This window comes from Pseudomonadota bacterium, from assembly GCA_039028935.1.
GTDB lineage: Bacteria > Pseudomonadota > Gammaproteobacteria > Steroidobacterales > SZUA-146 > SZUA-146.
Map to the genome: position 1 here is coordinate 1 of JBCCHD010000046.1, position 26,761 is coordinate 26,761.

Here is a 26,761-nt window from a genome sequence, read left to right on the forward strand (position 1 = left end):
CGTCGTATGGTATAAATCGCGCGCTTTTTTAGCAATCCATTACACACACGCGCTAACAACGCCCGGCTGGGTGCCGCCTGTGAAAACAGACGGTTGGCAGGGTAGGGCGCGTGGAGGCTTAACCCGATTAGGAGAATATTATGGCGTCCGTATCCATGCGGCAAATGCTGGAAGCTGGTGTGCACTTTGGTCACCAAACCCGCTTCTGGGACCCGAAAATGGCCCCTTACATTTTCGGCGAACGAAACAAAATTCACATTATTAATCTTGAGAAAAGCCTTCCTCTTTTTAACGAGGCGACGGGCTTTGTCAAAAACCTTATCTCGAATGGTGGCTCGGTCATGTTTGTTGGCACCAAGCGGGCTGCGCGCGACACGTTGGCCGAAGAGGCGCGGCGTTGCGATATGCCGTTTGTCAGCCATCGTTGGTTGGGCGGCATGCTGACCAATTTCAAAACGGTCAAGCAATCCATAAAGCGTCTGAAAGATCTTGAGGCGATGGAAGAAACGGGCACCTTTGAAGCCCTAAGCAAAAAAGAAGTGCTGGGTCTTCGTCGGGAAATGGAAAAACTCGAGCGTAGCCTGGGTGGCATCAAAGACATGCCCGGACTGCCGGATGCGATTTTTATAATCGATGTGATGCATGAGCGCATTGCGATCAATGAAGCGAAGAAGCTCGGCATTCCGGTGATCGGTGTGGTCGATACGAACAGCAATCCGGACGATGTTGACTATGTGATTCCGGGCAATGACGACGCGATGCGGGCGATTAATCTGTACACCCGCGCCATCGCCGAAGCCGTCCTGGAAGGCAAGGCTTCGGTGCCGGAAATCGCGGCTGGCGACGACGATTTTGTTGAGCTGGATGAAGACGGCAAGCCGAAGAAAAAGCGTGCCGCGCGCAAACCGGCGGCTAAGAAAGCCCCCCGAAAAGCCGCGTCGAAAGACACTGACGCGCCAGCGGAGGCCGCGGCCGAGAAAGCCGACGGCGACAGTGACAGCAAGGACGAAGCACCTGCGGCTGACGCTTAACGCACTGTAGGGCGCCGCCCCGGTTCGGGGGCGGTGCCTTTTTCCGAACGACTATTAATTTTGTAAGAGGATTTAGCCATGTCTATTACGGCATCCATGGTGAAGGAACTTCGCGAGCGCACGGGCGCTGGCATGATGGAATGTAAAAAAGCGCTGGTCGCAAGCGGTGGTGATATTGAAGCTGCGGTGGAAGACATGCGTAAGAGCGGTGCCGCCAAAGCCGACAAGAAGGCAGGTCGCGTGGCGGCCGAAGGCAAGATTGTCATCAAGCATGCGGACAATAAAGGCGTGCTGGTGGAAGTGAACTGCGAAACCGATTTTGTGGCCAAAGATGACAATTTTGTTGGCTTCGCCGATAGCGTGGCGGATGTCGCGGCGAGTGGCGATGCAGCGGACGCGGACGCGTTGTCGTCGGCAACGCTTTCGTCAGGCGAGTCGGTAGACGATGCGCGTCGTGCGCTGATCAGTAAGCTTGGTGAGAACATTACCGTTCGGCGCCTCGCTCGCGTTGGTGGTGGCAACAACATGGCCGCCTATTTGCACGGTGCTCGAATCGGTGTGCTGATTGCGCTCGATGGCGGGGACGAAGACCTGGCGCGCGATATTGCCATGCACATTGCGGCTCTTAACCCGGTCTGCATTGAGCCTTCCGATGTGCCCGCCGATCTCGTGGCGAAAGAACGCGACATCAAAGAGGAGATGGCACGGGCCTCGGGCAAGAAGCCGGAGATCATGGAGAAGATGGTTGAAGGACAAATGCGCAAATTCGTCAATGAAATTTCATTGACCGGGCAGGCCTTTGTCAAAGATCCGGATCAGACGGTCGGCAAGCTACTCAAAGGCGCCGGAGCCTCTGTCGTCGACTTTGTTCGGTTCGAAGTGGGTGAGGGCATCGAGAAGAAAACCGAGAATTTCGCCGAAGAAGTGATGAAACAGGTCAGCGACAGCAGTAGCTGAGCGGTCGTCGGGTCTCCTGCAGGGGGCGCAGATGGCCATCTGGTATAAATTCGGACCGGCTGCGCATTCTTGATGTAGAATGTCGCTGCCCGCAAAACCCCGCCGCTGCGGGGTTTTGTTTATACAGTGAGTGCACCATGAGCGAAACATCGAGTCCCAACGTTAAACGAATCCTTCTCAAGTTGTCCGGTGAGGCGTTGCTGGGAGATGTCGACTACGGCATCGATCCCAATGTCATTAAGCGTATCGCCAACGAAATTCGTGAGGTGACGGCGTTGGGTGTGGAAGTGGGCGTGGTCATTGGTGGCGGCAATATTTTTCGCGGCGAGGGGCTGGCGCGTTCCGGTATGGATCGAGTCACCGGCGATCATATGGGCATGCTGGCCACAGTGATCAACTCGTTGGCGTTACAAGATGCGTTAGAGAGTGCCGGTGCCTATGCGCGCGTGATGTCGGCGTTGTCGATACACGATGTGTGCGAAGACTACATTCGACGTCGCGCAATTCGCCATCTTGAGAAAGGTCGAGTCACCATCTTTGCGGCGGGCACGGGAAATCCTTTTTTCACAACCGACACGGCCGCGGCGTTGCGCGCCACCGAAATAGGCGCGGATTTGTTGCTCAAAGCCACCAAGGTGGACGGTGTCTATTCATCGGATCCGATGAAAGACCCCTCGGCCAAACGCTATGATCAGCTTTCGTACACCAAAGTGCTGGTCGATGATTTGCGGGTAATGGACGCGACCGCGGTCGTCATGTGCCGTGATAACGAAATGCCGCTCGTGGTGTTCAATTTGTTTCATTCTGGCAGTCTCGTTAAAGCTGTCATGGGGGAACCTGTCGGCACGCGTGTGTCGAACGAGGGATAGTAAGGAGTATTTGCAGCATGATTGACGATATCAAATCGGATGCCGATGAGCGCATGGCCAAGAGTGTAGAAGCGCTGCGTGGGGTGCTGAAGAAAATCCGCACGGGTCGTGCGCATGTGAGCCTGCTCGATCAGGTTACCGTTGAATACTATGGCTCTCAGGTTGGGCTTTCTCAGGTCGCCAATGTCGCCGTCGAAGACGCGCGCACACTTACCGTCACGCCTTGGGAAAAACCGATGGTGGCGGTGGTCGAGAAGGCGATCATCAATTCGGATCTTGGTCTCACACCCAATAGTGCGGGTATGACCATACGCGTGCCGTTGCCGCCGCTCACTGAAGAACGGCGCAAAGACATGATCAAATTGGTCAAACATGAGGCCGAACAGGCAAAAATTGCAATTCGTAACATTCGTCGAGATGCGCTTCAGAGTGTCAAAGAACTGGTCAAGGAAAAGGAAATCGGTAAAGACGACGAGCATCGCGCTCAGGAAGAAATGCAGAAAATCACCGACGCCCGTGTTGCCGAAGTGGATGCGGTGTTGGCCGACAAAGAATCCGAGCTCATGGAATTCTAACGACGCACTTCGCGACGTTATTTGCCATGGCCCATCCAAACCCGCATAGCGCACCGCTCGCCGAGCCAGTATCACCGTATCCGCGACACATCGCGGTGGTGATGGATGGCAATGGTCGCTGGGCCCAAGCACGCGGCAAACGGCGCACATTCGGACACCGCGAGGGCGTGACCACCACGCGAAAAATTGTCGAGTATTGCGGTGAACTGGGCATTGAAGTGCTCACGCTGTTTGCTTTTAGCAGCGAAAACTGGAATCGCCCAGACGATGAAGTGGGCGTGCTTATGGCGCTGTTCATCGAGGCGCTCGGCCGCGAAGTGAAAGATCTGCACAAGAAAAATGTGCGGCTTGAATTCATTGGTGAACGAGAGCGTTTGTCGAGCAAGCTGCAGCGTAAGATTGCTGAGAGCGAAGCGCTCACACAAAGCAACACCGGGCTTAAGTTATACATCGCTGTGTCCTACGGCGGGCGCTGGGATATCTGCAGTGCGACGCAGCGCGTGGCCGAGCAGGTGGCCGACGGCAAGCTCGCGGCCGGCGACATCACCGAGGAACTGATTCATCAGCATATGGCGTTGGCGGGTGTGCCGGATCCCGACCTATTTATCCGCACGGGTGGTGAGCAGCGGATCAGCAACTTCCTTTTGTGGAATTTAGCCTACGCGGAGCTCTATTTTGCGGAGTGTTTGTGGCCGGATTTTAGTGCCACCGAGCTCGATGCGGCGCTCGCGTACTATGCGTCGAGACAGCGTCGATTCGGTGGTGTGCCGGGTTTGCACGGCGATTCTTGATGCTCAAAACACGCATCATTACCGCGGTAACCATGGTGTTTCCGCTCATTCTATTGCTGGTGTTCTCGCCACAACCGTGGCCGTTACTGATCGGTTTTGCGCTGTACACACTGGCCGCTTGGGAGTGGTCTCAATTAATGCCGGGTCAGTCTACGGCTCAGCGCGCGGGACTGACGACCGCGTACGTTACGTTGCTCGCGATCGTCACGTTTGCGGTGCTGGAAGCGGGTAGCGGCAACGAGGTCTGGTTCGGATTGCTTGGGCTGCTGGTGCTCGGTGCGCTCGGTTGGTGGCTGATTGCCGCTGTGCTGGTCGTGCGCTATCCGTTTTCTCCGCCCACGTGGCTCATTGCGGTGAGTGGTATTTGGGTGATCGTACCGGCTTTTGCCGTGGTGGCTCAGGTGGATTCAGGCGGATGGGGACAGCCAGCGCGACTTCTCATCCTCACGTTTTTGATCGTCTGGGCGGCCGACATCGGCGCCTACTTCTGCGGGCGTGCACTGGGGCGACACAAGCTTGCGCCACGCGTGAGCCCCGGCAAGACCTGGGAAGGGCTTGTCGGAGGGGCGATCCTCGCACTCGTGGTTGTCGCCGGATTGGCGCACTACTTTGAACAACCCCTGCTTGTGTGGCTGCCGCTCACGCTAGTGGTGGTGTTAGCCTCCGTGATCGGTGACCTGATTGTCAGCTTGTTCAAACGCCATGCGAGCGTCAAAGACATGGGGCGTGTGTTTCCGGGTCACGGCGGCATTTTGGATCGTTTCGACAGCTTCTCGGCCGCGGCTCCGGTGCTGTATGGTCTGCTGGCTGTGACCGGACTTGCGCCGTCGGTGTGACTCGCCAGGCCTCTGGCTTAGGAGGGTTAGCGTCGCGCGGGGCGGGTGCCCGCCGCGGTCGGTTCAGTCACTCGGCCTCGCGATCGGGAACCTCCGGTAGGCGGTACGGTCGTTTATAGCTGGCACCTGCGTGTCGACGAGGTACAATTCAACAGGTTGCTCGCCGGGCTCAGGTCGGGCGCCATAGACCCCACTCGACGGGAGCCGGGAAACCTTGGACATCCTCAGTCTCATTCAAACCATACTGTTTGCTCTGTTGGCCATCGGTATTTTGGTCACCGTACACGAATATGGGCATTACATTGTGGCCCGCAAGCTCGGCATCAAGGTGCTGCGTTTCTCCGTTGGCTTTGGCAAGCCGATTTGGCGTAAACGTGCGGGCGTGGACAACACCGAGTATGTGGTGTCGCGCTGGCCCCTCGGGGGCTACGTCAAGATGCTCGATAGCCGAGACGGCGACGTAGCACCACAGGACCGGCATCGTGCGTTTAACCATCAACCGGTATTCAATCGCATACTGGTTTTGCTCGCCGGGCCGGTGTTCAATTTTATTCTAGCGATCGTCTTTTTCTGGGCGGTGTTTGTATTGGGCGTCGCCGGTATGAAGCCGATTGTCGGCGAGGTGCGGAGCGATTCGCGCGCGGCGGAGGCTGGCCTGGAATCGGATGATCTCATTGTGTCGGTCAATGGGGACGATGTGCTGTCGTGGAGCGATGCGCATATGGCCATGCTCGATGCCGTCATTAATGCACCGACCATCGATTTGGTTGTGCGCAATAAAGACAGCCAGCGCACACGTCGCGTCACGATTAGCGAACTTGGTGATCGCAAAGCGCTCACTGAACCCGAAGCCCTGCTCACTGGCCTAGGCGTAACACCTTGGGCACCCACCACCGTACCGCTGGTCGGTGAGGTGTTGAGCGGATCCCCAGCCTCGGCGGCAGGTTTTGAAATCGATGATCAGTTGATTCGTGTGGCGGATGAGCCCACGCCCACCCGCACGGACGCCATGCAACGGCTTCGTGCGTATCCGGATCAACAGATCGAGGTGGTTGTGCTTCGTGATAATCAGGAGCAACGATTACCTGTTCTTCTGTCATCAGTGTCCGCGAATGGCGAGCGCATTGGCCGGCTGGGCGTCACGTTTAAACCGAGTGACGCTGCGCGTGCTGAATGGGATGACGCACGCGTGATTCGCAAAATGTCATTGATTCCCGCGCTGGGTCGAGCGGTCTCGGAGACCGGCAGTATGTCGGTGATGATGGTCAGTATGCTGGGTAAAATGCTGGTGGGTCAGGTGTCGGTTAAAAACATCAGTGGGCCCCTAAACATTGCTCGGTTTGCCGGATACACGGCAAAACAAGGGCCCACGTATTATCTGCGCTTTTTGGCGCTATTGAGTCTGAGTTTGGGCGTGCTCAATTTACTGCCCATTCCCATGCTTGACGGCGGCCAGGTGGTCTATCAGGTCGCCGAGGCGATCAAGGGAAGCCCGGTATCAATGCGGGCCGAACTGATCGGCCAGCAGATTGGCATTGCGCTACTACTCATCCTAATGTTCTTTGCGTTTCGCAATGATCTGGTCAGCATTTTCGGCTAAGGAGTCCTGCTGATGCGAATAGTTTTTTGGTTAACCCTCGCTGCGGTTTCGGCGGCGGCGACATTGGCTTCTTGGCCCGTGCTCGCGCAGTCCGATCCGAACTTCGTGGTGCGTAATATTCGACTCGAAGGTCTGCAGCGAATCAGTGAGGGGGCCGTGTTTAATATTTTGCCGGTCGATATCGGCGACGAGATGAACGAGCGGCGCATTCAAGAAGCGTTGCGGGCGACCTATCGCTCCGGCTTTTTTCGAGATGTAACCATGCGCCGAGACGGCAGCACGCTTGTTGTGGTTATGCAGGAGCGACCGTCAATCGCCAGCTTCGATATATCCGGTAACAAGGACATCAAAACCGAAGACCTGCGCGAGAGCCTGCGCTCCTCGGGTCTTGCCCCTGGATTATCGTTTGACAACACGCTGCTGGGGGAGGTCGAACAGTTTCTGACCCAGGAATATTTCTCGCGAGGTAAATACGGTGCGGTGGTCGAGACAGAAGTGGAAGAGCTCGACGACAACCGGGTCAAAGTTGCCATCGACATTGTCGAAGGCGATCGCGCTCAAATTCGCGACATCAACGTCGTGGGTAATACTGTCTTTGGTGATGAGGAACTTACCAAAGACTTCGAGCAGAAGACGCCCAACTGGCTGTCGTGGTTTCGCAAGGACGACCGGTATTCCAAAGAGGCCTTAGAAGGCGATCTCGAAACGCTGACCTCGTATTACATGGATCGAGGGTACGCCGATTTCAATATCGAGTCGTCGCAGGTGGCGATTTCTCCGGATAAAAAGGCGGTGTTTATTACCATCAATGTGAGTGAGGGTGATATCTACACCATCGACGACGTTAAGCTGTCTGGCGACTTAGTCGTGCCGGAAGAGCAACTGAAGGCGCTGGTGTTGTTAAAGCCTGGACAGATGTTCTCGCGTAAGCTCATGACGCAGACGAACGAGTACATTCAATTCCGGTTGGGCCAGGAGGGCTTTGCACGAGCGGAGGTGCAGCCGCTGCCACAGATCAATCGCGAGGACAAAACCATCGATGTCGATCTGCGTGTGGTATCCGGCGAGCGAATTTATGTGCGAAACATTGAGTTCAATGGTGCACAGAGTATTAATGACGAAACGTTGCGTCGGGAAATGCGTCAAATGGAGGGCGGTTGGCTTTCCAATACCGCCGTGGAGCGTTCCGAGGAGTTGGTTCGACGATTGCCGTACATTGAGGAGGTCAGTTCCGAGACGATACCGGTGCCGGGCAGCCCCGACCTAGTGGATATCGCGTTCGATATTAAAGAAGGCCTGCCGGGTCAGTGGGGTGGCGGTGTGGGTTATTCTGGCACGCAGGGTGTGTTGCTGAACGGTAATTTCACCCATACCAATTTCCTTGGCACTGGCAATCGCGTGGGTTTGGATCTCAACGCCGGTCGTTTCAGTAAAGTGCTCAGTCTGTCTCACACCGACCCGTACCGCACGCCCAATGGCATTAGTCGACGCGCTTCGCTGGCGTATCGTGAGACCACACAGTTTACGTCGGCATCATCTGATTTTAACACCGAATCGATGAGCGCCGGGCTAGAATACGGCATTCCGCTGTCTGACTTTTCGCGCTTCCGATTTGGCGGGTCGTTCCAAAATACCGAGCTGGTGGTGAGTTCGTTTTTCGGTAGCGAACAATCGCTCGCCTTTGTGAACAACAATGGCTCACCGTTTACCGTAGTCAACACCGATGGCGGCATTTGCGGCCAGCCGGATATTGATGACGATCCGACTGACGACATTGTGCCGGGCCTATCCAACGACGTGTGCGGCACCGAATTCAATGTGTTCGAAGTGTTTTTGGGTTACACCTACGACAGTCGCAATCGGTTTCTGTTTCCGACGCGCGGTATGCGTCACCTGTTTAATGTGGGCATGACGGTGCCCGGCAGTAAAACGGAATACTACGTCGCATCCTATGACTTTTTTGGCTTATTGCCCTTGGGTGGCGATTTTATCGCGTCGTTGAATCTGGAGCTGGCCTTCGGTGACGCGCTAAACGGTACGACTGACCTGCCGCCATTTAAGAACTTCTTCGCAGGTGGGCCCGAATCGGTTCGTGGGTTCCAGCAAGGAGAACTCGGTCCGTTCGATTCTCGTGGTAACCCGTATGGCGGTAACCTCAAGACTCTGGCGCAAGCAGAGCTGATCTTGCCGACTCCTGAGCGCTTCGCCAATCAGGCTCGCGTTAGCCTGTTCTACGATGTCGGCAACGTGTTCTACACCGGATCGACACCGTTTCGCGAGTTCAATGGCTCGGATCGTTTGATCGATTACGATTTTGATATCAAAGAACTTCGTCAGTCAGTGGGCGTGTCGGTCCAGTGGTTAGCGCCACTCGGTACCTTTAAATTTAGCTATGCGTATCCGTTGGACGTGCAAGAAGACGTTCGCGACGCCGACGGCAACATTCTTCGGTTTGGCGATCAGATCGAGCGCTTTCAATTTACGATTGGGCGATCGTTCTAACGTGGCCGTACGTGTCAGCGACCTGGCCGTGCGCTTTGGCTGCGCTGTGTCGGGCGATAAGGATCGTGTAGTAACACGAGTGGGTACTCTCGAAAGAGCGGATGCGGAGTGCGTCTCGTTTTTGTCCAACCCGAAGTATCGATCACTGCTGGAACAGACAAACGCCGGTGCGGTGATTTTGACGGAAGAGGACTTGCCAGCCTGTCAGACCACCGCTCTGATACACGCGAATCCCTATGAGATTTATGCGCGCGTGGCGGCCTTTCTTCATCCAGCGCCGGCTGCCGAACCGGGTATTGCGACCTCCGCTTCGGTTGCATCTGGCGCGTCGGTAGCAAACAGCGCGAGCATTGGCGCGAGCGCCGTCATTGAAGAACATGCCACGATTGGTGAGCGTGTTGTGATTGGCCCCGGGTGCGTGGTCGGTGCCGGCGCCACCATTGGTAACGATACGCGCCTGGTCGCTAACGTGACGGTGTGCCATGGGATCACTTTGGGCGCTCGCAACCTGATCCATCCGAATACCGTTATTGGTGCCGACGGGTTTGGCATTGCCAATACCAGCGACGGCTGGATCAAGGTCCCCCAGCTTGGCTCCGTCACGGTGGGTGATGACGTGGAAATTGGTGCATCCACCACCATCGATCGCGGTGCGATCGATGACACGGTGATCGGCAACGGCGTGAAACTCGACAATCAAATTCAAATCGCGCACAACGTTCACATTGGCGATCATTCGGTCATCGCGGCGTGCACGGGTATCTCGGGCAGCACGCGTATCGGCAAACGCTGTATGATCGCCGGTGCCGTTGGTTTTGTCGGGCATTTATCAATATGCGATGATGTGGTGGTGACGGGGCAGACAATGGTTAATCGCTCGATCACCGAACCCGGGGTATACTCCAGCGCGCTGCCAATGGATGAGGCGCGTCGCTGGCGACGTAATAGCGCGCGGTTTCGCAAGCTCGATGAAATGGCTAAGCGGTTGGCCGCGTTGGAGAAGAAACTCGATTCTTAGCCGCATGGTTGGTCAACCAGGCGCGCGTCGCGCGTACGGCAATGCGAGTGGCGTGTAGCGTAAACTCAATTTAGTTATCGGACAGGAACTGTCATGGCAGAATCGTTCAAGATGGACATTCACCAGGTGCTCAAGCAATTGCCGCACCGCTATCCTTTTTTGCTGGTTGATCGAGTGCGGGAATGTACGCCAGGCGAGTCCATTATCGCGGTCAAGAATGTCACGGTTAACGAACCGTATTTCGTCGGCCATTTTCCGCATCGTCCGGTGATGCCTGGCGTCATTATTCTTGAAGCACTGGCTCAAGCCACTGGTCTTCTCGCCTTTGCCACCGTCGGCAGCACGCCGGAAGACAATGTGCTTTATTATTTTGTCGGTATTGATAAGGCGCGCTTTCGTAAACCGGTTGAGCCCGGCGACCAAGTGGTGCTGAAGGCCCGGCTGATACGTCAGATTCGCGGTATGTGGAAATTTGCGACGGAAGCCGAAGTGGATGGCCAAATTGTGGCGTCTGCCGAAATGATGTGTGCGCCCTCGGAATTTGACTCTTGATTCATCCGACCGCGATTGTTGATGCATCGGCGCGCGTCGCGGACTCGGCGGACATTGGGCCGTACTGCGTGATTGGCGCCGATGTTGAGATCGGCACACACACGCGAGTGGGTGCGCACTCTGTCATCAGCGGACCGACGCAAATCGGCGCACATAACAACCTCTATTCGCATACGGCGATCGGCGAGGCGCCGCAGGACAAAAAATACGCGGGTGAGGCTACGCGGCTGGTGATCGGTGATCACAATACGATCCGCGAGTTTTGTACGATCAACCGGGGCACGTCGCAAGATCGTGGCGTGACGACAATCGGTGATGATAACTGGATCATGGCCTACGTTCATATCGCGCACGATGTGGATGTGGGCAGTCACACCATTCTCGCCAACAATTCGACGTTGGCCGGACATGTGGTAGTTGGTGATTACGCCATCCTTGGAGGATTTTCTAAGGCCCATCAATTTTGCCGTATCGGCGCCCATGCGTTTTGTGCGATGGACACCGGGCTGAGTAAAGACCTCCCGCCCTATGTGGTCGCGGCGGGACATTTGGGTGAGCCCAAAGGGATCAACATTGAGGGACTGAAACGACGGGGTTTCAATGCCGCCCAGATCAAGACTATTCGTGGTGCCTACAAGACCCTCTATCGCAGCGAGCTGAAACTCGATGAGGCGATCGAACGCCTAACCAACGAGGCCCGGCAATCGTCCGAGCTTGAGATTTTGGTTAACTTTCTCAAGTCCTCTGAACGCAGCATCATTCGCTAACGTCGATGTCGGTCACGCGAACCGTCCAGACCTCACCACCGGTTCTGCGACTGGCCTTGGTGGCCGGCGAGTTGTCTGGCGACACTCTCGGTGCGGGCCTCCTTAATCAACTCGCCTCACAGGGCATTCAGGTCGAAGCGGTTGGTGTTGGCGGCCCCGCTATGCAGCAAGCGGGTCTGACTTCGTGGTGGGAGGCCGAAGACATTGCGGTGATGGGGTTAACCGAGGTCGTGCGTCATCTGCCCCGACTACTCAGGCTTAAGCGCGAGCTGGCCAAACGAATTCGAGCGTTCCAACCGCATGCCTTTATTGGTATTGACCTGCCCGACTTTAATCTACGCCTCGCTCGTTCGGTGCGCAGTGATACCTGCCGCACCATTCAATATGTCAGCCCGTCGGTTTGGGCTTGGCGGCCGGGTAGAGTGAAAACGATTGCCCAAGCGATCGATCAAGTGTGGTGTTTATTACCGTTCGAGCCGACCTTTTATCGATCACATGGCGTCTCGGCCCGCTTTGTCGGCCACCCGCTCGCCGACCGCATCGTTCCCATCAACGATCACCGAAACGCCAGGACGGTGTTGAGCATTGACCACGATCGCCCCGTGTTTGCGTTACTGCCCGGCAGCCGGGAAGGTGAGGTCAAGTCGTTGGCGCCCGTGTTTTTGAACGCGGCCAAACAATTGCAAAAACGCCATCCGAATGCTGAGTTTGTCACGCGATTAGCCGGCTCCGCCGCGGCTCGGACGTGGCGAGAGGCGGTTGCGGCAAACCCGTCATCACCGTTGGTCACCGAGTGCGAGGGGACGGCAGCAGAAGTAATGGCTGCCAGCGATGTGGTGATCCTCGCATCGGGCACGGTCGCGCTGGAGGCGCTGTTGGTCGGACGGCCGATGGTGATGGCGTACCGGTTGTCGGCATTCACCGCGTGGATCATAAATCGGTTTAATCTGATGCACGTAGAGCATTTTTCTCTACCCAATCTACTCACCAGTGAGCAAGGATTAGGCGTTTTCGTGCCCGAACTCGTGCAAGACGATGCCGAGCCTGCGAAAATAGCGGCTGCCGCGCATGAGCAGTATATGCAGCGACACGACAACGCTCGTCGCGATGCGTTTAACGCTGTGCGTGAACAACTGGCCGTGGACGCCAATACAAAGGCGACCGAGGCCTTGCTTGAAATCCTTGCGTCTGTGCATTCCGCGTCTTTGACGCCTCGCGCTTCGGCGCCTCACGAACCCTCACTGTGACCATGGAGCTGATCGAGTCAATGCCTCAAATACTCACCGCAGGGGTTGACGAAGCCGGCCGTGGACCACTTGCCGGACCGGTGGTGGCCGCGGCGGTAATTTTGCCGGACGACCACCGTATCCAGGGAATTGATGACTCAAAGAAATTGAGCGTTACGGCGCGACAGCGGCTCGCTGTTGAGATTAAGGCGCGCGCCGTGTGTTTCGCCATCGCGAGTTGTGGGCCGCGTGAAATTGACGAACTCAACATCCTCCAGGCCTCTTTGTTGGCGATGTCCCGTGCCATCGATAGCCTGTCTGTGGTGCCGACCCGTGCGCTCATCGATGGGAATCGCTGTCCAACCATGACGGGTTCAATCACGCTTGAGGCGGTGGTCGGGGGCGACGGACTGCACGCCTGTATTGGCGCGGCGTCGATATTGGCCAAAGTGCATCGCGATCAGCAAATGCTCAAACTCGATCGCGATTTCCCCGAGTATGGTTTTGCGCGTCACAAAGGGTATCCGACGGCTCAGCATCGTGAGGCGCTGCGCGCGTGGGGTCCGACAGTTCATCACCGCAAGAGCTATCGCCCAGTTCGGGAGGCCATCGAACGTGCCGCTTTGCATCGAGTTGAGGAAATCGTTCGTGATTGAGTTTGTGCATTTGCGCGTTCACAGCGAGTACTCGCTGGTCGATAGTGTTGTGCGCATCAAGCCTCTTATGCAGGCGCTTTCGGCGCGCGGCATGCCGGCGGTGGCGATCACGGATGAAAGTAATCTGTTTGCCCTGGTGAAAGCCTATCGAGCTGCCGCGAATGCGGGCATCAAGATGATTCTCGGCGCGGACATCTGGGTCGTATCCGATCACGAAGATGCGCAGGCGTTTCGTATGACGCTGCTTTGCCAGAATGCGGCGGGCTATACGCGCTTATCCGAGTTAATGTCCAAGGCGTATCTTCAGGGCCAGTTTCGCGGCAAACCGCGAGTGCGGCGCGAGTGGCTAACCCCGGCATCCTGCGATGGGCTGATTGCGCTGTCGGGCGGGTATCAGGGCGAGTTGGCCCAAAGCGTGGGCGACGCGTCGGATTTCGACCGACGCGCTGCTGGGTTTGAGACCCTTTTCCCGGGGCGGTTTTACGTTGAGGTCAGCCGCACCGGTGCGCCCGAAGAGGAAGACTATTTGCACAAGGTGGTGCCGCTGGCCGCTGCACGCTCGTTGCCGCTGGTCGCGACCAACAGCGTACGGTTTATTGATCAAGACGATTTCGAAGCGCACGAAGCGCGCGTGTGTATTCACGAAGGGTACACACTCGACGACGAACGACGACCGCGTCAGACCACCGAGGCGCAGTATCTACGCAGCCCTGGGGAGATGGCCGCGCTGTTCGACGATTTGCCGGAGGCCTTGGCCAATACGGTTGAGATTGCTCGGCGATGCAACCTTGAATTGACGCTCGGTAAGAGTGTGCTGCCGGACTTTCCGGTGCCTGCCGGCGAGACGATCGAATCCCATCTGCGCAACGAGTCATTCAACGGGCTCACGCAGCGAATTGGTGACCATCCACCGATCGCGCTCGAACAGTATCACCAGCGATTAGACGTCGAGCTTGAAGTTATCAACAACATGGGTTTTCCCGGTTACTTCCTAATCGTCGCCGACTTCACACGCTGGTCTAGAGAGAATGATGTGCCCGTCGGCCCCGGGCGTGGTTCGGGTGCCGGTTCGCTTGTCGCGTTTTGTCTGGGCATTACCGATTTAGATCCATTGGAACACGATTTGCTGTTTGAACGATTTCTGAATCCCGAACGTGTTTCCATGCCCGATTTTGATATCGATTTTTGCATGGACGGTCGCGATCGGGTGATCGACTACGTGGCGACGCGCTACGGTCGGGATCATGTGGCGCAAATCATCACGTACGGCACGATGGCGGCTCGGGCGGTAGTGCGCGATGTGGGACGAGTGCTCGGTTACGGCTATAACTTTGTCGATCGCATTGCCAAGCTCATCCCATTTGAGATCGGGATGACGCTAGACGCCGCGCTCAAACAGGATGCAGAGCTCAAGAAGCTTTATGCCGAAGACAGTGAGGTGACGACGCTCATCGACCTGGCGCGACGCCTGGAGGGGCTTGCTCGTAATGCGGGCAAACACGCGGGCGGTGTGGTCATCGCGCCCTCACCGCTGACCGACTTTACCCCACTCTATTGCGAGGAGGGCGGCGCTAACGTTGTCACTCAACTCGACAAGGATGATGTCGAGGCAGCCGGCCTGGTGAAATTCGATTTTCTCGGTTTGCGCACATTGACCATTCTGGACTGGGCAACTAAAACGATTAACGGGCTGCGTGAGAAGAGTGGCGAGAAACCGCTCGATATGAACACGATCCCCATGGACGATCCGGCTACGTTTGACTTACTCAAACGATGTGCCACGACGGCGGTGTTCCAATTGGAATCGCACGGCATGAAAGACCTCATTAAGCGTCTGCAGCCCGACCGTTTTGATGACATTGTGGCGCTGGTGGCGTTGTTCCGACCGGGACCGCTACAGTCGGGCATGGTCGACGATTTCATCAAGCGTAAACATGGCGAAGAAGAGGTCGTCTATCCCCACCCTAAGCTGCGCACGATTCTCGAGCCGACCTATGGGGTGATTCTTTATCAAGAGCAGGTGATGCAGATTGCGCAAGTGCTGGCCAACTATTCGTTGGGCGGTGCCGATATTTTGCGTCGTGCGATGGGCAAGAAAAAACCCGAGGAGATGGCTAAGCAACGCGAGGTCTTCACACAAGGAGCAGTCGAACAAGGCGTGGAGCTTAAAACCGCCACGTACATTTTTGACCTCATGGAGAAATTCGCCGGCTACGGGTTTAACAAATCGCATTCGGCAGCCTATGCGTTGTTGTCGTATCAAACCGCGTGGCAAAAGGCGCATTACCCGGCGGCCTTTATGGCGGCCGTGCTGTCTTCAGATTTAGATAACACAGACAAGATTCTCACCCTTATCGAAGATTGTCGGGATATGCAACTTGAGGTGCTTGTGCCGAATATCAATCAAGGCCGCTATCAGTTTACGGTGGCCGGAGATAACCGTATCCACTATGGCTTGGGCGGTATTAAGGGGGTTGGCAAGGCGGCTGTTGTATCGATGCTCGATGTGCGCGATGCGGAAGGGCCGTTTACGTCCCTCGACGACCTCTGTCAGCGCATTGATTTATCCAGCGTGAACAAGCGCGTGCTCGAAGCGCTGATTAAGTCGGGCGCGCTCGATACGCTCGGCGACAATCGTGCAACGTTATTGGCGAACTTGCCTGAAGCGGTCAAAGCGGCCGAGCAAGCCGCGAGTGATGCCGCGGCCGGTCAGGATGATTTGTTTGGCGGGGGGGAAGTGAGCGTCGACGTGTCTCGTCGGACGTTTACCGTCAGTGAAATGGTTGAGCGCGAGCGTTTGGTCGCAGAGAAAGAGGCGCTTGGGTTGTGGTTGACCGGGCATCCGGTCGATGTCTACCGCAACGAACTCGATGCCCTGGTGGGCGGCGATTTATTGCAGATTTTGGGCCCGCCCAAACCTTCCGGTTCCGGCGGCTATGGGGCAAAACGCAACGTGCTGGTCGGCGGGCTGGTTGGTGATTTTCGCAAGCGGGGGAATCGCGTCAGTTTCCGACTCGAGGATCGTTCTGCGCGGTTGGAGGTGGTGTTGTTTGAAGACGTATACGAGCGTTACCGACACTTACTCCAGGCCGATCAAGTGGTATTGGTTGAAGGCGGCTTGCGTTACGATGACTTCTTAAACGACTGGAGTCTGCGCGCCTCGCGCGTTGAGGAATTGAGCGCCGCTCGTCAGCGCTACGCAAGTCACGTAGTGGTGCTTTGGAACCAGTCCATTGCGCAACAATCTCCCATGTTTGTGCAAGATTTGCAGTCGGCGTTGCAGCGCGCCGACGGCCCTTGCCCGGTGAGCGTCGAGTATCGCGGTGCTCGGGCCGCCGCGCGTTTAGCGCTCGGTGAGCAATGGCGGGTCAAACCCACCACGGAACTGCTGGAAGAACTGGCGGGCCTGGTCGGCGACAACGGTGTCAAAGTGGTGTATCCGCCGGGTGTTGCAAAATCGGGCGGCTTCGGTAATGGTTCGTCTTCCTACACCTCGCACTGAGCAGTCCGTATCATGAATCTGAAATTTCTCGATTTCGAACAGCCTATCGCGGTTCTCGAAGCCAAAATTGATGAATTGCGGTATGTGATCGACGATCCCGATGTGGATATTGGTGAAGCGATTGCCAGTCTGCGCGATGAGAGCGACCGTCTCACAGCGTCCATATTCTCCAAGCTGTCGCCGTGGCAAATCACGCAACTCGCGCGGCATCCACAACGGCCCTACATGCTCGATTACGCCGAGCGAATTTTTGACGATTTTCAGGTGTTGCATGGCGACCGCGCCTATTCGGATGATCCGGCCATTGTGGGCGGGCTCGCGACGTTTAACGATCGACCGGTAATGTTAATCGGACACCAAAAGGGACGGGAGACCAAAGAAAAGGTGCGACGTAATTTCGGCATGCCGCGACCGGAGGGGTATCGCAAAGCGCTGCGACTGATGCGTATGGCCGAAAAATTTGGCTTACCCATCTTCACATTCATTGATACGCCGGGCGCCTATCCGGGGGTCGGTGCGGAAGAGCGCGGTCAAAGCGAAGCGATCGCGCAAAATCTTAAGGCGATGGCCACGCTCAACACGCCCATCGTCTGCACGGTAATCGGAGAAGGTGGGTCCGGTGGTGCGTTGGCCATCGGCGTGGGCGATCGAGTGCTGATGCTCGGCTACTCGGTGTATTCTGTGATCAGCCCTGAAGGTTGCGCATCGATTCTCTGGAAGAGCGCCGAGAAAGCCGAAACCGCGGCCGAGGCGATGGGCTTGACCGCAGATAAAATCATGCAAAACGGATTGATCGATGCCGTTGTGCAAGAACCGTTGGGTGGCGCACACCGCGATCCTGACGCCATGGCACAGAGCGTTGGCGCCAAGCTTGCCGAGGCCCTCGCCGAGGTGGAGGCGCTGAGTCCGGCTGAGCGCTCAGCGGAACGCGTGCGACGACTGGCTGCCATGGGGCAGTTCCAGGGTTAACTGCCGGGCGACGCGGAAGGCGCCTCACCATGATGCCAATCACGATAGACGCTGTGCGTACAGTGCTTGCGCGCTATGGTATTGAGCCGCCGTCCACAGTCGTCTGTGCCGTCAGTGGCGGATTGGATTCGATGGTGCTGGCGCATGTGCTCAAGCGCGCGGGGTTCAACGTACACGCGGTTCATATTAATCATTCCGCACAGGCATCCTCCGACGACTGGGCACGGTGGGTGACCGAACGCATGCAACGGCTCGAGGTGCCGGTGACGGTGAGTCGGTTGGCCCCCATTGTGGGCGGCAATCGTGAAGAACGTTGGCGCCATGCTCGTGCTGAGATCTTTCGCGATGCGTTGGCAGCCAACGGTGTCCTTGTGACGGCCCATCACTTGGACGATCAGGCGGAAACTCTGTTGTTGCAATTGCTGAGAGGCGCCGGATCTCAGGGCCTGCAGGGCATGCCCGAACGGGCGTATCTCGATAGCACGAGGCAGCACGTACGGCCATTGCTCGCCTACTCTCGAGCCGCGTTAGCGCTCTATGCAAAACAGCATCGTGTCGAGTGGCTGGAAGATCCGTCCAATCAGGACGAATCGTTCGATCGAAATTTCATTCGCCACAGCGTCTTGCCGCTGTTGGAAACGCGTTGGCAGGCCGCGCGTACGACCCTCGCGCGCAGTGCGGCACTGTTGTCCGAGGCCAATGCGCTGGCGGAATCGCTGGCGAGGGTGGATATCGGCGAGGGCGCGAAGGTGGATCGACTCGACGTATCCGCTTTGCTTCACTTGGATGACGCGCGTTTCGCCAACGCGGTGCGTGTGTGGATTCGCACTTTGCCTGAACGATTGCCCGCCCAAAAGCGCCTGCTTGAGGCGCTTCGCCAGTGGCGCGAAGCGGGCGTTGATCGCATGCCGTCGCTCGACCTCGAAGGCGGGGTGGTGCAACGCTACCGGCAGCAGCTTGTGTATGTTCGCCATGAGGCACCGCCACCCGATTGGTTCGGCGAAATTCGCGGTCCCGGTTCGCTCGACCTGCCATCGTCTCTGGGTCAGCTCAAGCTTGCTGTTGCGGCATCCGCCGCGTCCGAACGCGGCATCTTGCTGTCGTCGCGTGCCGGTCATCCAGTGTTCACGGTACGCTTTCGTCAGGGCGGGGAGCGTCTGCGCCGGGCCTCTGGGCAACACCAAACGCTCAAGCAGTACCTTCAAGAACACGCGGTGCCACCGGCGCATCGGTCACGCCTGCCGCTGCTCTTCATTGACGGCGAGCTCGTGGCCGTGGCGGATCGATGGGTCGATGCGCGCTTTCGGCCAGGTCCGCATGACCCTCCGAAAAAAGTGTTTGTTTTATCCTGGCTACTCGACGCGACCGAAGCAGCAAAATAGCTGGGGGAATAAGAGCTTCCGTCGTTCTATTCATTTAATTTATGCGCCGTGGGCGAGACGCATCCTTGCCGATTACCCGTTGTATGACTTGAGGCCTTAGGCTAACATTGACCTCCGTCGTGGGGCGTTGATCCCAGCGCCTTTTTATTGACGGAGTTCCCATGTCTCGCTTTATTTTTGTAACCGGCGGTGTTGTCTCATCTTTGGGCAAAGGCATCGTAGCCTCGTCGTTGGGCGCCATTCTCGAAGCGCGCGGACTCTCCGTGAGCATGATTAAGCTCGATCCGTACATCAACGTTGATCCGGGCACGATGAGCCCGTTCCAACACGGCGAGGTTTTTGTCACCGAGGACGGCGCCGAAACGGATCTGGATCTCGGTCACTACGAGCGCTTTGTGCGCACGACGACGAGCCGGCATAGCAATTTCACTACCGGGCGCATTTACGAGAGCGTCATTCGCAAAGAACGTCGCGGCGATTATCTGGGCGGCACCGTTCAAGTGATTCCACACGTCACGGACGAAATTATCGCGTCGATTAAGCGCGGGTCGGGTGACGCGGATATCTGCATGGTCGAAGTGGGCGGTACGGTGGGCGACATCGAGTCGTTGCCGTTTCTAGAAGCCATTCGTCAGTGCGGGGTGGAGATGGGCTCGGAGAATGTGCTGTATGTGCACCTCACGCTTGTACCCTATATCGCCGTTGCGCGAGAGCTGAAAACCAAACCGACTCAACATTCCGTTAAAGAGTTGCGGTCGATCGGGATCCAGCCCGATGTATTGATTTGCCGCACCGACCGTCCGATGCCGCGTGAAGAACGACGCAAGATTGGATTGTTTACCAATGTGGAGGCGCGTGCTGTGATTCAGGGGGTCGATACGGACGATATTTATAAAATACCGCGCCTCCTTAGCGAAGAAGGACTGGATGACATGGTGGTCGAGAAGCTTAAACTCGATTGTGGTCCGCCTGACTTTTCCGAATGGCAGCGCGTGGTGGATGCCAAGCACACGGCGACGGCCGAAGTGAATATCGCGATGGTCGGCAAATATGTGCACTTTCGCGATTCCTATAAATCCTTGAACGAGGCGCTGTCGTGTGGTGGGCTGCACACGGGAACGCGTGTCAATATCCACTATTTCGAATCAACCGATATTGATGAGAACGGCACCGATTGCCTGGCGGATATGGACGCGATTCTGGTGCCGGGCGGTTTTGGTGAACGTGGGGTGGAAGGTAAGATCCGCACCGTGCAATACGCGCGCGAGAATCGCATACCGTATCTGGGTATCTGCCTTGGTCTGCAGGTGGCCGTGGTTGAATACGCGCGGAATGTGGCGGGACTCGATGACGCCAACAGCACTGAGTTCAACCCCAAGACACCTCATCCGGTCATCGCGTTGATTACTGAGTGGCAAGACCAAAGTGGCAAAGTCGAGCAGCGCGATGAAGGCTCCGACCTCGGTGGCACAATGCGTCTTGGCGCTCAAACCTGTGAGCTGGTAGCCGGTAGTCTTGCGGCCAATACTTACGAGGCGCGTGAAATCGTTGAGCGGCATCGGCACCGCTTTGAGTTCAATAACACGTATCTAAATCGTCTTGGCGATGCTGGCCTTATCTTCTCAGGGCGCTCGGTCGACGGATTGGTGGAAATGGTGGAAATCGCCGATCATCCGTGGTTCTTAGCCTGTCAATTCCATCCCGAATTCACGTCCACACCGCGGGACGGTCACAAGCTGTTCAGTGGCTTTGTCACGGCGGCTCGTGCCCATCGTGCGGCGGTCCGCGAGGCGCCGGTGGCCGTGGCCGAAGGCTAACCAGCAGGAGTCCTCATGGATCTGTACGGCGTTGAGGTCGGCAATGACCGCCCAATCTTTTTGTTTGCCGGACCCTGTGTGGTCGAGAGTGAACAGCTCGCCGTAGACACCGCCGGTGCGCTCAAAGAAATGTGCTCGGCACTCAGTATTCCTTTCGTGTTCAAGTCGTCATTCGATAAAGCCAATCGTTCTTCACACAAGTCGTTTCGCGGGCCCGGCATGGAGCAAGGACTCAAGGTGCTCGAGGCGGTAAAAAAGCAAGTCGATGTGCGGGTCATAACCGACGTGCATGAAGACACGCCCATCGATGAGGTGGCGAGTGTGGTGGATGTATTGCAAACGCCCGCTTTTTTGTGTCGTCAGACTAACTTCATTCAGCGGGTGGCTCAGTCCATGCTGCCGGTGAACATCAAAAAAGGGCAATTTTTGTCGCCGTGGGAAATGCGAAACGTGACGGACAAGGCAAAAGCCACCGGCAATACGCGCATTATGGCCTGCGAGCGCGGTTTTTCGTTCGGTTATAACAATCTGGTTTCCGACATGCGCGGGCTCAGCGTCATGCGCGACACCGATTGCCCAATCGTCTTTGATGGTACGCACTCCGTCCAGTTGCCAGGTGGGCAAGGGGCATCGTCTGGCGGACAACGTGAGTTTGTGCCGGTGTTGGCGCGTGCCGCTGTTGCGGTCGGTGTTGCTGGGTTATTCATGGAGACCCACCCGAATCCAGATGAGGCATTGAGTGATGGCCCCAACGCCTGGCCGCTCGCACACATGGAGAGTTTGCTCACCACGCTTACCGAATTGGACCGCATTACCAAATCCCGCCCGCGCGACGAGGACCGACTTTAGCCGCCAGCTGTGCGCGCGGCGCGAACCGTTTATTTTCCACTCACTTCCGCGGCGCGACGAACGCGCGCGTGGTGCAACCACTAACAGGACACAGGCGCATGAGCCAGATCAAACACATTGTGGCGCGCGAGGTCATAGACTCTCGCGGCAATCCAACCGTCGAAGCAGACGTAACGTTGAACGATGGCGCATTTGGACGCGCCGCGGTGCCGTCCGGTGCATCGACCGGCACGCGTGAGGCGGTTGAACTGCGGGATGGCGACAAGCAGCGGTTTCTGGGCAAGGGCGTGCTCAATGCGGTTGCTAACGTTAACGAGAAAATTCAGCCGGCGGTATCGGGGATGGACGCCTATGACCAGGCGTCACTCGATCGACACATGCTCGAGCTCGATGGCACCGACAACAAGCAGTCATTGGGCGCCAACGCGATATTGGCCGTGTCACTTGCCAATGCAAAAGCCGCGGCGGCATCGCAGGACGTAGCGCTGTATCAGTGGTTGGCATCCTTGTCGGGCATGGAGGGCGATTTTGCCTTGCCGGTGCCGATGATGAACATCATCAATGGCGGTGCGCATGCCAATAACAGTGTCGACATTCAGGAGTTTATGATCCTGCCCGTGGCCGCGGGTTCGGTCGCCGAGGCGATTCAGTGTGGAGCGGAAGTGTTCCATCACCTCAAAAAGGTGCTGCATGATCGCGGACTCAATACGGCGGTGGGTGACGAAGGCGGATTCGCTCCCGATCTGCCGTCAAATGAAGCGGCGCTTGAAACCATTATGGAAGCCATTGGCGCCGCGGGCTATTCAGCGGGCAGTGATGTGTATCTTGGACTGGATGTGGCCAGTAGCGAGTTTTATCGCGATGGGCAGTATCACCTCGAATCGGAGGGTCGTTCGTTTGACGCCAACGGTTTTGTGGACTACCTGACCGGGTTGGTCGATCGCTATCCCATTGTGTCGATCGAAGATGGCATGGATGAATCCGATTGGGATGGATGGGCCGCCCTGAGTCGTGCGCTCAACGATCGGGTGCAGCTGGTTGGGGATGATTTGTTTGTCACCAACACGGCGATTTTGGCACGCGGAATCGAACAACAAATCGGCAATTCAATTTTGATTAAGCCCAACCAGATTGGCAGCCTGACCGAGACCATCGACGCGATTAATATGGCGAACAAAGCGGGTTACAGCGCCGTCGTGTCGCATCGCTCAGGTGAGACCGAGGACGCCACCATTGCGCACATCGCGGTGGGTACCGCCGCAACGCAAATTAAAACCGGCTCGATGTCGCGCTCTGATCGTGTGGCCAAGTACAACCAACTTCTTCGCATTGAGGGCGCACTCGGCGCGCGCGCCACGTACGCCGGCAAGGGCGGATTTCCGCTGTCATTTTAATGCTTGGCAAATTTTGGGCGCACGTCGTAGACCACTGTAGTCGCAGAATACAGGGCAGGCCCTCAATGCCTTGCGGCTCGCCGCGGGTCGTATCTACGCGTCGCTGGACGCTTCGTTAGCTCAGGCGCTAAGATGGGGTGCCATGACCGGTCGTAACGTATTAATCGCCACACTGTGTGCCTTGTTGATCGTCTTGTCGTATCGACTTTGGCTCGCGGATGACGGCTACCAGGAAGTGCGTCGCCTCAAGCAGGATATCGAGTTACAGGCGAATGAGGTCGATGACAAACGTAAGCGCAATCGCGCACTTGAAGCGGATGTGCGCGATCTGAAAGACGGCGTCGATGCCGTCGAAGAACGGGCTCGAACCGAGTTGGGCATGACCCGCGAGGGCGAAACCTTCGTGCAAATAGTGTCCGAAGATGGTGAGTCTGACGATTCACCCGACCGCTAACGCTGACACTCGGTATGGCCGATTCCCTCGCGACCTTTGATCAGGCCACGCGCCGTGCCCCCTATGCGCATGGCGGGCCGGCATGTCACGCGGTGTTTAAGCAGTCGCCGGACGATTTTGTTGTTCGCGAGGTGCTGGGATTCGACGCGGATGGAGAAGGTCCCCATTGGTTGGTTCATGTCGAAAAGCGAGATACCAATACGCTCACCATGCTCAGCGAATTGGCGCGTTGCGTGGGCGTTGAACGACGCGCAGTTGGCTACTCGGGGCTCAAGGATCGTTTTGCGTTGACGCGTCAGTATGTCACGGTCCCCGCAACGGTCCCCGAGTCAATTATCGTTGGCGCTGCGGCGAAGCAATGGCGGGTTCTGAATGCTCAGCGCCACCGACGAAAACTGCGGATTGGCAGTCACCGACACAATCGTTTTCGTGTGACGCTGCGCGACTTACCATCGGACCTGTCTGTTCGCTCTGCGCTGCGTGATCGTCTTGACCGAATTGAACGACTAGGCGTGCCCAATTATTTTGGCGTGCAGCGGTTTGGTAACGATTTGGCCAACTTACGCAAGGCGCAGCAGTTGTTTGCGGATGACCGCCGTCTGCCGCGGCAGCAGCAACGCTTTGCCGTGTCGGCTGCACGCGCATTGTTGTTCAATGCCATCACCGCCCATCGGGTTGATCAGAACTGCTGGCAGACCGTCGTTAACGGCGACGCGCTAGGGCTTAATGGCAGCGCAAGTTGGTTTGACGCGGCGCGACTATCACCCCATGACGATCGGCTGGCGCGGCTCGATGTGCACCCAACCGGAGCGATGTGGGGCCGGGGCGAGCCACCCGTTTACGACGACGCGCTGGCGATTGAACAAGAGGCGGTCGCACCGTTTGAGACGTTTACAGCCGGCTTGGCCGCGCGCGGACTGAAACATGAACGTCGTGCACTGAGGCAGAAAGTTGAGTGTCTCGATTCGCGGATTGAGGCGACCACGCTGACGCTTGAGTTCGAACTGATTCGGGGTGGATTCGCTACGTCCGTGGTGCGCGAACTGGTGACAGTATGAGCGCAAGTCCGTCGGAGTCAGGCGTCGATTAAGACATAGAGCGCTCCGGTTCCCCCATCTCGCCCGGTGGCGGTACAAAATGCGATCACGCAGTCTGTACGCTGCAGCCATTTGATGACTTTGGGGCGTAACACCGGCATGCCTTGAAACGAGCGCTTCCCTTTGCCGTGAATGATGCGCACGCAGCGCCATCTGAATCGTTGGGCTTCTTTGAGAAACTGCGATAGGGCCTGCCTTGCTTCCTGTGCATTGAGTCCGTGCAAATCCATCTCCTCGTGCACGCTGTACTGACCGCGTTTGAGCTTACGCATGATCGGATTGCTAAGTCCCGCGCGACAAAATTGCACTTCATCGCCACTTTCGACCCAAATGGACGGGTTCTCAAGGCTCTCGGCGAGCACGCTTTTTTCATCGGCGCGCGTAAAGCGGGCGATCGGCTTAGGCTTGGCCGAGTGGGGCGAGGCGCGATCATTGCGCAGAGGTTTGATCTGACCGATGGCCTGGCGAAAGGTCTCTTTGTCGTCTTTTGAGCTCATTGGACTCCAACAAAATGTGCTCGTATCGATCGCTCACCACCCTACCACAAGACGCCGAACGGTCGAGTGAGCGTCGTGATATTTCGAGTGGCCTACGTATTGGATACCGTCGGCACAGTGCCGGTTCAGCCATCCGAACCCGTTTGTCCGTCTCGTACGACGTTCTGGTGATTGCGGCAGGTTTAACCGCTATACTACCCATCTGCTACGAGCGTCTCAGGCAGACGCGAGACAAGACCGAACCCGATCACGACGTGTCGATAACGTTTTGTGAAGACGACAAAGGGTATCGGTGCGTTTCGTCTGAGCGCGCGGCGCGTAAATCGACGCCCCAACCGATTGCGAGGTTAGGACACGCGTGGATGCACGCGTTGGGTGAAGGCGCGTCGAGCCGTCCTAGCCGAGGTGCTGTCAACGCGTCAGCGCGGTACTGGGTACGAATACTGAATGAACAATCCGCTGCGGACGGGCCTTATTGAACATATTAATCAGTAACGACGATGGCTATCACGCCGAGGGCATCGCCTGTCTGGTCAAGCACGTGAGTTCTGTGGCCGAGGTGACCGTCGTGGCGCCTGATCAGAACCGGAGCGGCGCCAGCAATTCGCTCACGCTGGTATCGCCTTTGCGACGTCGCACCGACGCACGCGGTTTTCACAGCGTGACGGGAACGCCGACCGATTGTGTGCATCTGGCAATAAACGGGTTGCTCGACGTGCAGCCCGATATGGTGTTTTCCGGGATCAATCACGGCCCGAACCTTGGCGATGACGTGCTCTACTCGGGTACCGTGGCGGCGGCGATGGAGGGGCGTCACCTGGGCTTACCGGCGATCGCCATTTCCTTGGCGGGTACTCGTCATTTCGATACGGCCGGCAGGGTCGCGCTGGCGGTGCTCGATCGTCTCAAGCGGCACCCTCTGCCGACGGACACTATCCTCAATGTGAATGTGCCCGATGTGCCCTTCGACGCACTGCGTGGTTTTCGCGCGACCCGATTGGGCAATCGTCACAAGGCGGGTGACGTTATTGCGGACGTTGATCCCCGCGGTCAGCCGATCTATTGGGTCGGCCCACCCGGTGCTGAGCAAGACAGTGGCGAAGGCACCGATTTTCACGCCATCCGACAGCATCAAGTATCGATTACACCCTTGATTGTGGACCTGACGCAGCGGGATTTTGTCCACACATTGGCGTCGTGGTTGGACGAATGAATTCCTTACGACATAGCGGCATCGGCATGACGTCCGCGCGTACCCGTGAGAGACTGGTTAAGCGACTGGTGAGCCAAGGGGTTCAGAGTCCGGCGGTGCTGGATCGAATCCGCAACGTGCCTCGCCATTTGTTCGTCGACGAAGCGCTCGCGACACGCGCTTATGAAGACACGGCGCTGCCGATAGGGCATGGCCAGACCATTTCGC

At 57.1% G+C, this 26,761-nt stretch carries 24 protein-coding genes; 23 read left to right on the top strand and 1 reads right to left on the bottom strand.

What is annotated here, in order from left to right; translation table 11 throughout:
* The first annotated feature begins 140 nt into the window (after positions 1-140).
* The 21 genes from rpsB to AAF465_15440 all read left to right on the top strand — a co-directional run bounded on the left by rpsB (position 141) and on the right by AAF465_15440 (position 24,805).
* A complete protein-coding gene (gene rpsB / locus AAF465_15340; protein MEM7084101.1) occupies positions 141-1,031 on the top strand; it encodes a 30S ribosomal protein S2 in 891 nt (296 codons plus the stop codon).
* A gap of 78 nt (positions 1,032-1,109) precedes the next feature.
* Positions 1,110-1,988, top strand: a complete 879-nt coding sequence (gene tsf / locus AAF465_15345; protein ID MEM7084102.1) for a translation elongation factor Ts — start codon at positions 1,110-1,112, stop codon at positions 1,986-1,988.
* Between the two features lie 137 nt (positions 1,989-2,125).
* Positions 2,126-2,857, top strand: a complete 732-nt coding sequence (gene pyrH / locus AAF465_15350; GenBank protein MEM7084103.1) for a UMP kinase — start codon at positions 2,126-2,128, stop codon at positions 2,855-2,857.
* 17 nt (positions 2,858-2,874) lie between these two features.
* Entirely contained in the window at positions 2,875-3,432 is a 558-nt protein-coding gene (gene frr / locus AAF465_15355) for a ribosome recycling factor (GenBank protein ID MEM7084104.1), read from the top strand.
* 26 nt (positions 3,433-3,458) lie between these two features.
* Positions 3,459-4,223 (top strand): isoprenyl transferase, encoded by a 765-nt coding sequence (locus tag AAF465_15360; protein ID MEM7084105.1) that lies wholly within the window; start codon positions 3,459-3,461, stop codon positions 4,221-4,223.
* On the top strand, positions 4,223-5,059 hold the full coding sequence (locus AAF465_15365) for a phosphatidate cytidylyltransferase (GenBank protein MEM7084106.1): 837 nt from the start codon (positions 4,223-4,225) through the stop codon (positions 5,057-5,059). Before AAF465_15360 ends, AAF465_15365 begins: the two co-directional genes overlap by 1 nt.
* Positions 5,060-5,273: 214 nt before the next feature.
* The gene (rseP, locus tag AAF465_15370; GenBank protein ID MEM7084107.1) at positions 5,274-6,659 is read left to right on the top strand and encodes an RIP metalloprotease RseP; all 1,386 of its coding nucleotides are present in this window, start codon (positions 5,274-5,276) and stop codon (positions 6,657-6,659) included.
* 12 nt (positions 6,660-6,671) lie between these two features.
* Positions 6,672-9,161: an outer membrane protein assembly factor BamA gene (gene bamA / locus AAF465_15375; GenBank protein MEM7084108.1), complete on the top strand. Its 2,490-nt coding sequence runs from the start codon at positions 6,672-6,674 to the stop codon at positions 9,159-9,161.
* 1 nt (position 9,162) lies between these two features.
* Positions 9,163-10,179, top strand: coding sequence for a UDP-3-O-(3-hydroxymyristoyl)glucosamine N-acyltransferase (lpxD, locus tag AAF465_15380; GenBank protein ID MEM7084109.1), 1,017 nt, complete (start codon positions 9,163-9,165; stop codon positions 10,177-10,179).
* Positions 10,180-10,272: 93 nt separating this feature from the next.
* Positions 10,273-10,731, top strand: a complete 459-nt coding sequence (gene fabZ / locus AAF465_15385) for a 3-hydroxyacyl-ACP dehydratase FabZ (GenBank protein MEM7084110.1) — start codon at positions 10,273-10,275, stop codon at positions 10,729-10,731.
* Entirely contained in the window at positions 10,728-11,498 is a 771-nt protein-coding gene (gene lpxA / locus AAF465_15390) for an acyl-ACP--UDP-N-acetylglucosamine O-acyltransferase (protein ID MEM7084111.1), read from the top strand. The genes fabZ and lpxA overlap by 4 nt, the downstream gene beginning before the upstream one ends.
* Positions 11,499-11,503: 5 nt before the next feature.
* A complete protein-coding gene (gene lpxB, locus AAF465_15395) occupies positions 11,504-12,745 on the top strand; it encodes a lipid-A-disaccharide synthase (GenBank protein ID MEM7084112.1) in 1,242 nt (413 codons plus the stop codon).
* 20 nt (positions 12,746-12,765) lie between these two features.
* Positions 12,766-13,380, top strand: a complete 615-nt coding sequence (gene rnhB, locus AAF465_15400) for a ribonuclease HII (GenBank protein MEM7084113.1) — start codon at positions 12,766-12,768, stop codon at positions 13,378-13,380.
* Positions 13,373-16,882 carry a DNA polymerase III subunit alpha gene (gene dnaE, locus AAF465_15405; GenBank protein MEM7084114.1) on the top strand — a complete coding sequence of 1,170 codons (3,510 nt, stop codon included), beginning with the start codon at positions 13,373-13,375 and terminating at the stop codon, positions 16,880-16,882. The genes rnhB and dnaE overlap by 8 nt, the downstream gene beginning before the upstream one ends.
* Positions 16,883-16,894: 12 nt before the next feature.
* A complete protein-coding gene (locus AAF465_15410) occupies positions 16,895-17,851 on the top strand; it encodes an acetyl-CoA carboxylase carboxyltransferase subunit alpha (GenBank protein ID MEM7084115.1) in 957 nt (318 codons plus the stop codon).
* 29 nt (positions 17,852-17,880) lie between these two features.
* Positions 17,881-19,233 carry a tRNA lysidine(34) synthetase TilS gene (tilS, locus tag AAF465_15415; GenBank protein MEM7084116.1) on the top strand — a complete coding sequence of 451 codons (1,353 nt, stop codon included), beginning with the start codon at positions 17,881-17,883 and terminating at the stop codon, positions 19,231-19,233.
* 161 nt (positions 19,234-19,394) lie between these two features.
* The gene (locus AAF465_15420; GenBank protein ID MEM7084117.1) at positions 19,395-21,050 is read left to right on the top strand and encodes a CTP synthase; all 1,656 of its coding nucleotides are present in this window, start codon (positions 19,395-19,397) and stop codon (positions 21,048-21,050) included.
* Between the two features lie 15 nt (positions 21,051-21,065).
* The gene (kdsA, locus tag AAF465_15425; GenBank protein MEM7084118.1) at positions 21,066-21,899 is read left to right on the top strand and encodes a 3-deoxy-8-phosphooctulonate synthase; all 834 of its coding nucleotides are present in this window, start codon (positions 21,066-21,068) and stop codon (positions 21,897-21,899) included.
* Positions 21,900-21,997: 98 nt separating this feature from the next.
* Positions 21,998-23,293, top strand: coding sequence for a phosphopyruvate hydratase (gene eno / locus AAF465_15430; GenBank protein MEM7084119.1), 1,296 nt, complete (start codon positions 21,998-22,000; stop codon positions 23,291-23,293).
* Between the two features lie 142 nt (positions 23,294-23,435).
* Positions 23,436-23,747, top strand: coding sequence for a cell division protein FtsB (ftsB, locus tag AAF465_15435; protein MEM7084120.1), 312 nt, complete (start codon positions 23,436-23,438; stop codon positions 23,745-23,747).
* Positions 23,748-23,761: 14 nt separating this feature from the next.
* Positions 23,762-24,805 carry a tRNA pseudouridine(13) synthase TruD gene (locus AAF465_15440; GenBank protein ID MEM7084121.1) on the top strand — a complete coding sequence of 348 codons (1,044 nt, stop codon included), beginning with the start codon at positions 23,762-23,764 and terminating at the stop codon, positions 24,803-24,805.
* 17 nt (positions 24,806-24,822) lie between these two features.
* Here the strand turns inward: AAF465_15440 and AAF465_15445 are convergent, their stop codons facing one another.
* Positions 24,823-25,341: a Smr/MutS family protein gene (locus AAF465_15445; protein MEM7084122.1), complete on the bottom strand. Its 519-nt coding sequence runs from the start codon at positions 25,339-25,341 to the stop codon at positions 24,823-24,825.
* A gap of 475 nt (positions 25,342-25,816) precedes the next feature.
* On the opposite strand from AAF465_15445, the gene surE reads away from it, so the two are divergent.
* Positions 25,817-26,554 carry a 5'/3'-nucleotidase SurE gene (gene surE, locus AAF465_15450; GenBank protein ID MEM7084123.1) on the top strand — a complete coding sequence of 246 codons (738 nt, stop codon included), beginning with the start codon at positions 25,817-25,819 and terminating at the stop codon, positions 26,552-26,554.
* Positions 26,551-26,761: protein-L-isoaspartate O-methyltransferase (gene pcm / locus AAF465_15455; GenBank protein ID MEM7084124.1), on the top strand; the 211-nt coding region annotated here is incomplete at its 3' end. The genes surE and pcm, both read left to right, overlap by 4 nt.

Coding starts and splice junctions, on each gene's coding strand:
- lpxB (MEM7084112.1), top strand. CDS start 11,504: ATGTCGGTCACGCGAACCGTCCAGACCTCACCACCGGTTCTGCGACTG.
- AAF465_15420 (MEM7084117.1), top strand. CDS start 19,395: ATGTCTCGCTTTATTTTTGTAACCGGCGGTGTTGTCTCATCTTTGGGC.
- tsf (MEM7084102.1), top strand. CDS start 1,110: ATGTCTATTACGGCATCCATGGTGAAGGAACTTCGCGAGCGCACGGGC.
- eno (MEM7084119.1), top strand. CDS start 21,998: ATGAGCCAGATCAAACACATTGTGGCGCGCGAGGTCATAGACTCTCGC.
- AAF465_15365 (MEM7084106.1), top strand. CDS start 4,223: ATGCTCAAAACACGCATCATTACCGCGGTAACCATGGTGTTTCCGCTC.
- pyrH (MEM7084103.1), top strand. CDS start 2,126: ATGAGCGAAACATCGAGTCCCAACGTTAAACGAATCCTTCTCAAGTTG.
- kdsA (MEM7084118.1), top strand. CDS start 21,066: ATGGATCTGTACGGCGTTGAGGTCGGCAATGACCGCCCAATCTTTTTG.
- bamA (MEM7084108.1), top strand. CDS start 6,672: ATGCGAATAGTTTTTTGGTTAACCCTCGCTGCGGTTTCGGCGGCGGCG.
- frr (MEM7084104.1), top strand. CDS start 2,875: ATGATTGACGATATCAAATCGGATGCCGATGAGCGCATGGCCAAGAGT.
- AAF465_15360 (MEM7084105.1), top strand. CDS start 3,459: ATGGCCCATCCAAACCCGCATAGCGCACCGCTCGCCGAGCCAGTATCA.
- fabZ (MEM7084110.1), top strand. CDS start 10,273: ATGGCAGAATCGTTCAAGATGGACATTCACCAGGTGCTCAAGCAATTG.
- AAF465_15445 (MEM7084122.1), bottom strand. CDS start 25,341: ATGAGCTCAAAAGACGACAAAGAGACCTTTCGCCAGGCCATCGGTCAG.
- ftsB (MEM7084120.1), top strand. CDS start 23,436: ATGACCGGTCGTAACGTATTAATCGCCACACTGTGTGCCTTGTTGATC.
- AAF465_15440 (MEM7084121.1), top strand. CDS start 23,762: ATGGCCGATTCCCTCGCGACCTTTGATCAGGCCACGCGCCGTGCCCCC.
- rnhB (MEM7084113.1), top strand. CDS start 12,766: ATGCCTCAAATACTCACCGCAGGGGTTGACGAAGCCGGCCGTGGACCA.
- AAF465_15410 (MEM7084115.1), top strand. CDS start 16,895: ATGAATCTGAAATTTCTCGATTTCGAACAGCCTATCGCGGTTCTCGAA.
- rpsB (MEM7084101.1), top strand. CDS start 141: ATGGCGTCCGTATCCATGCGGCAAATGCTGGAAGCTGGTGTGCACTTT.
- tilS (MEM7084116.1), top strand. CDS start 17,881: ATGATGCCAATCACGATAGACGCTGTGCGTACAGTGCTTGCGCGCTAT.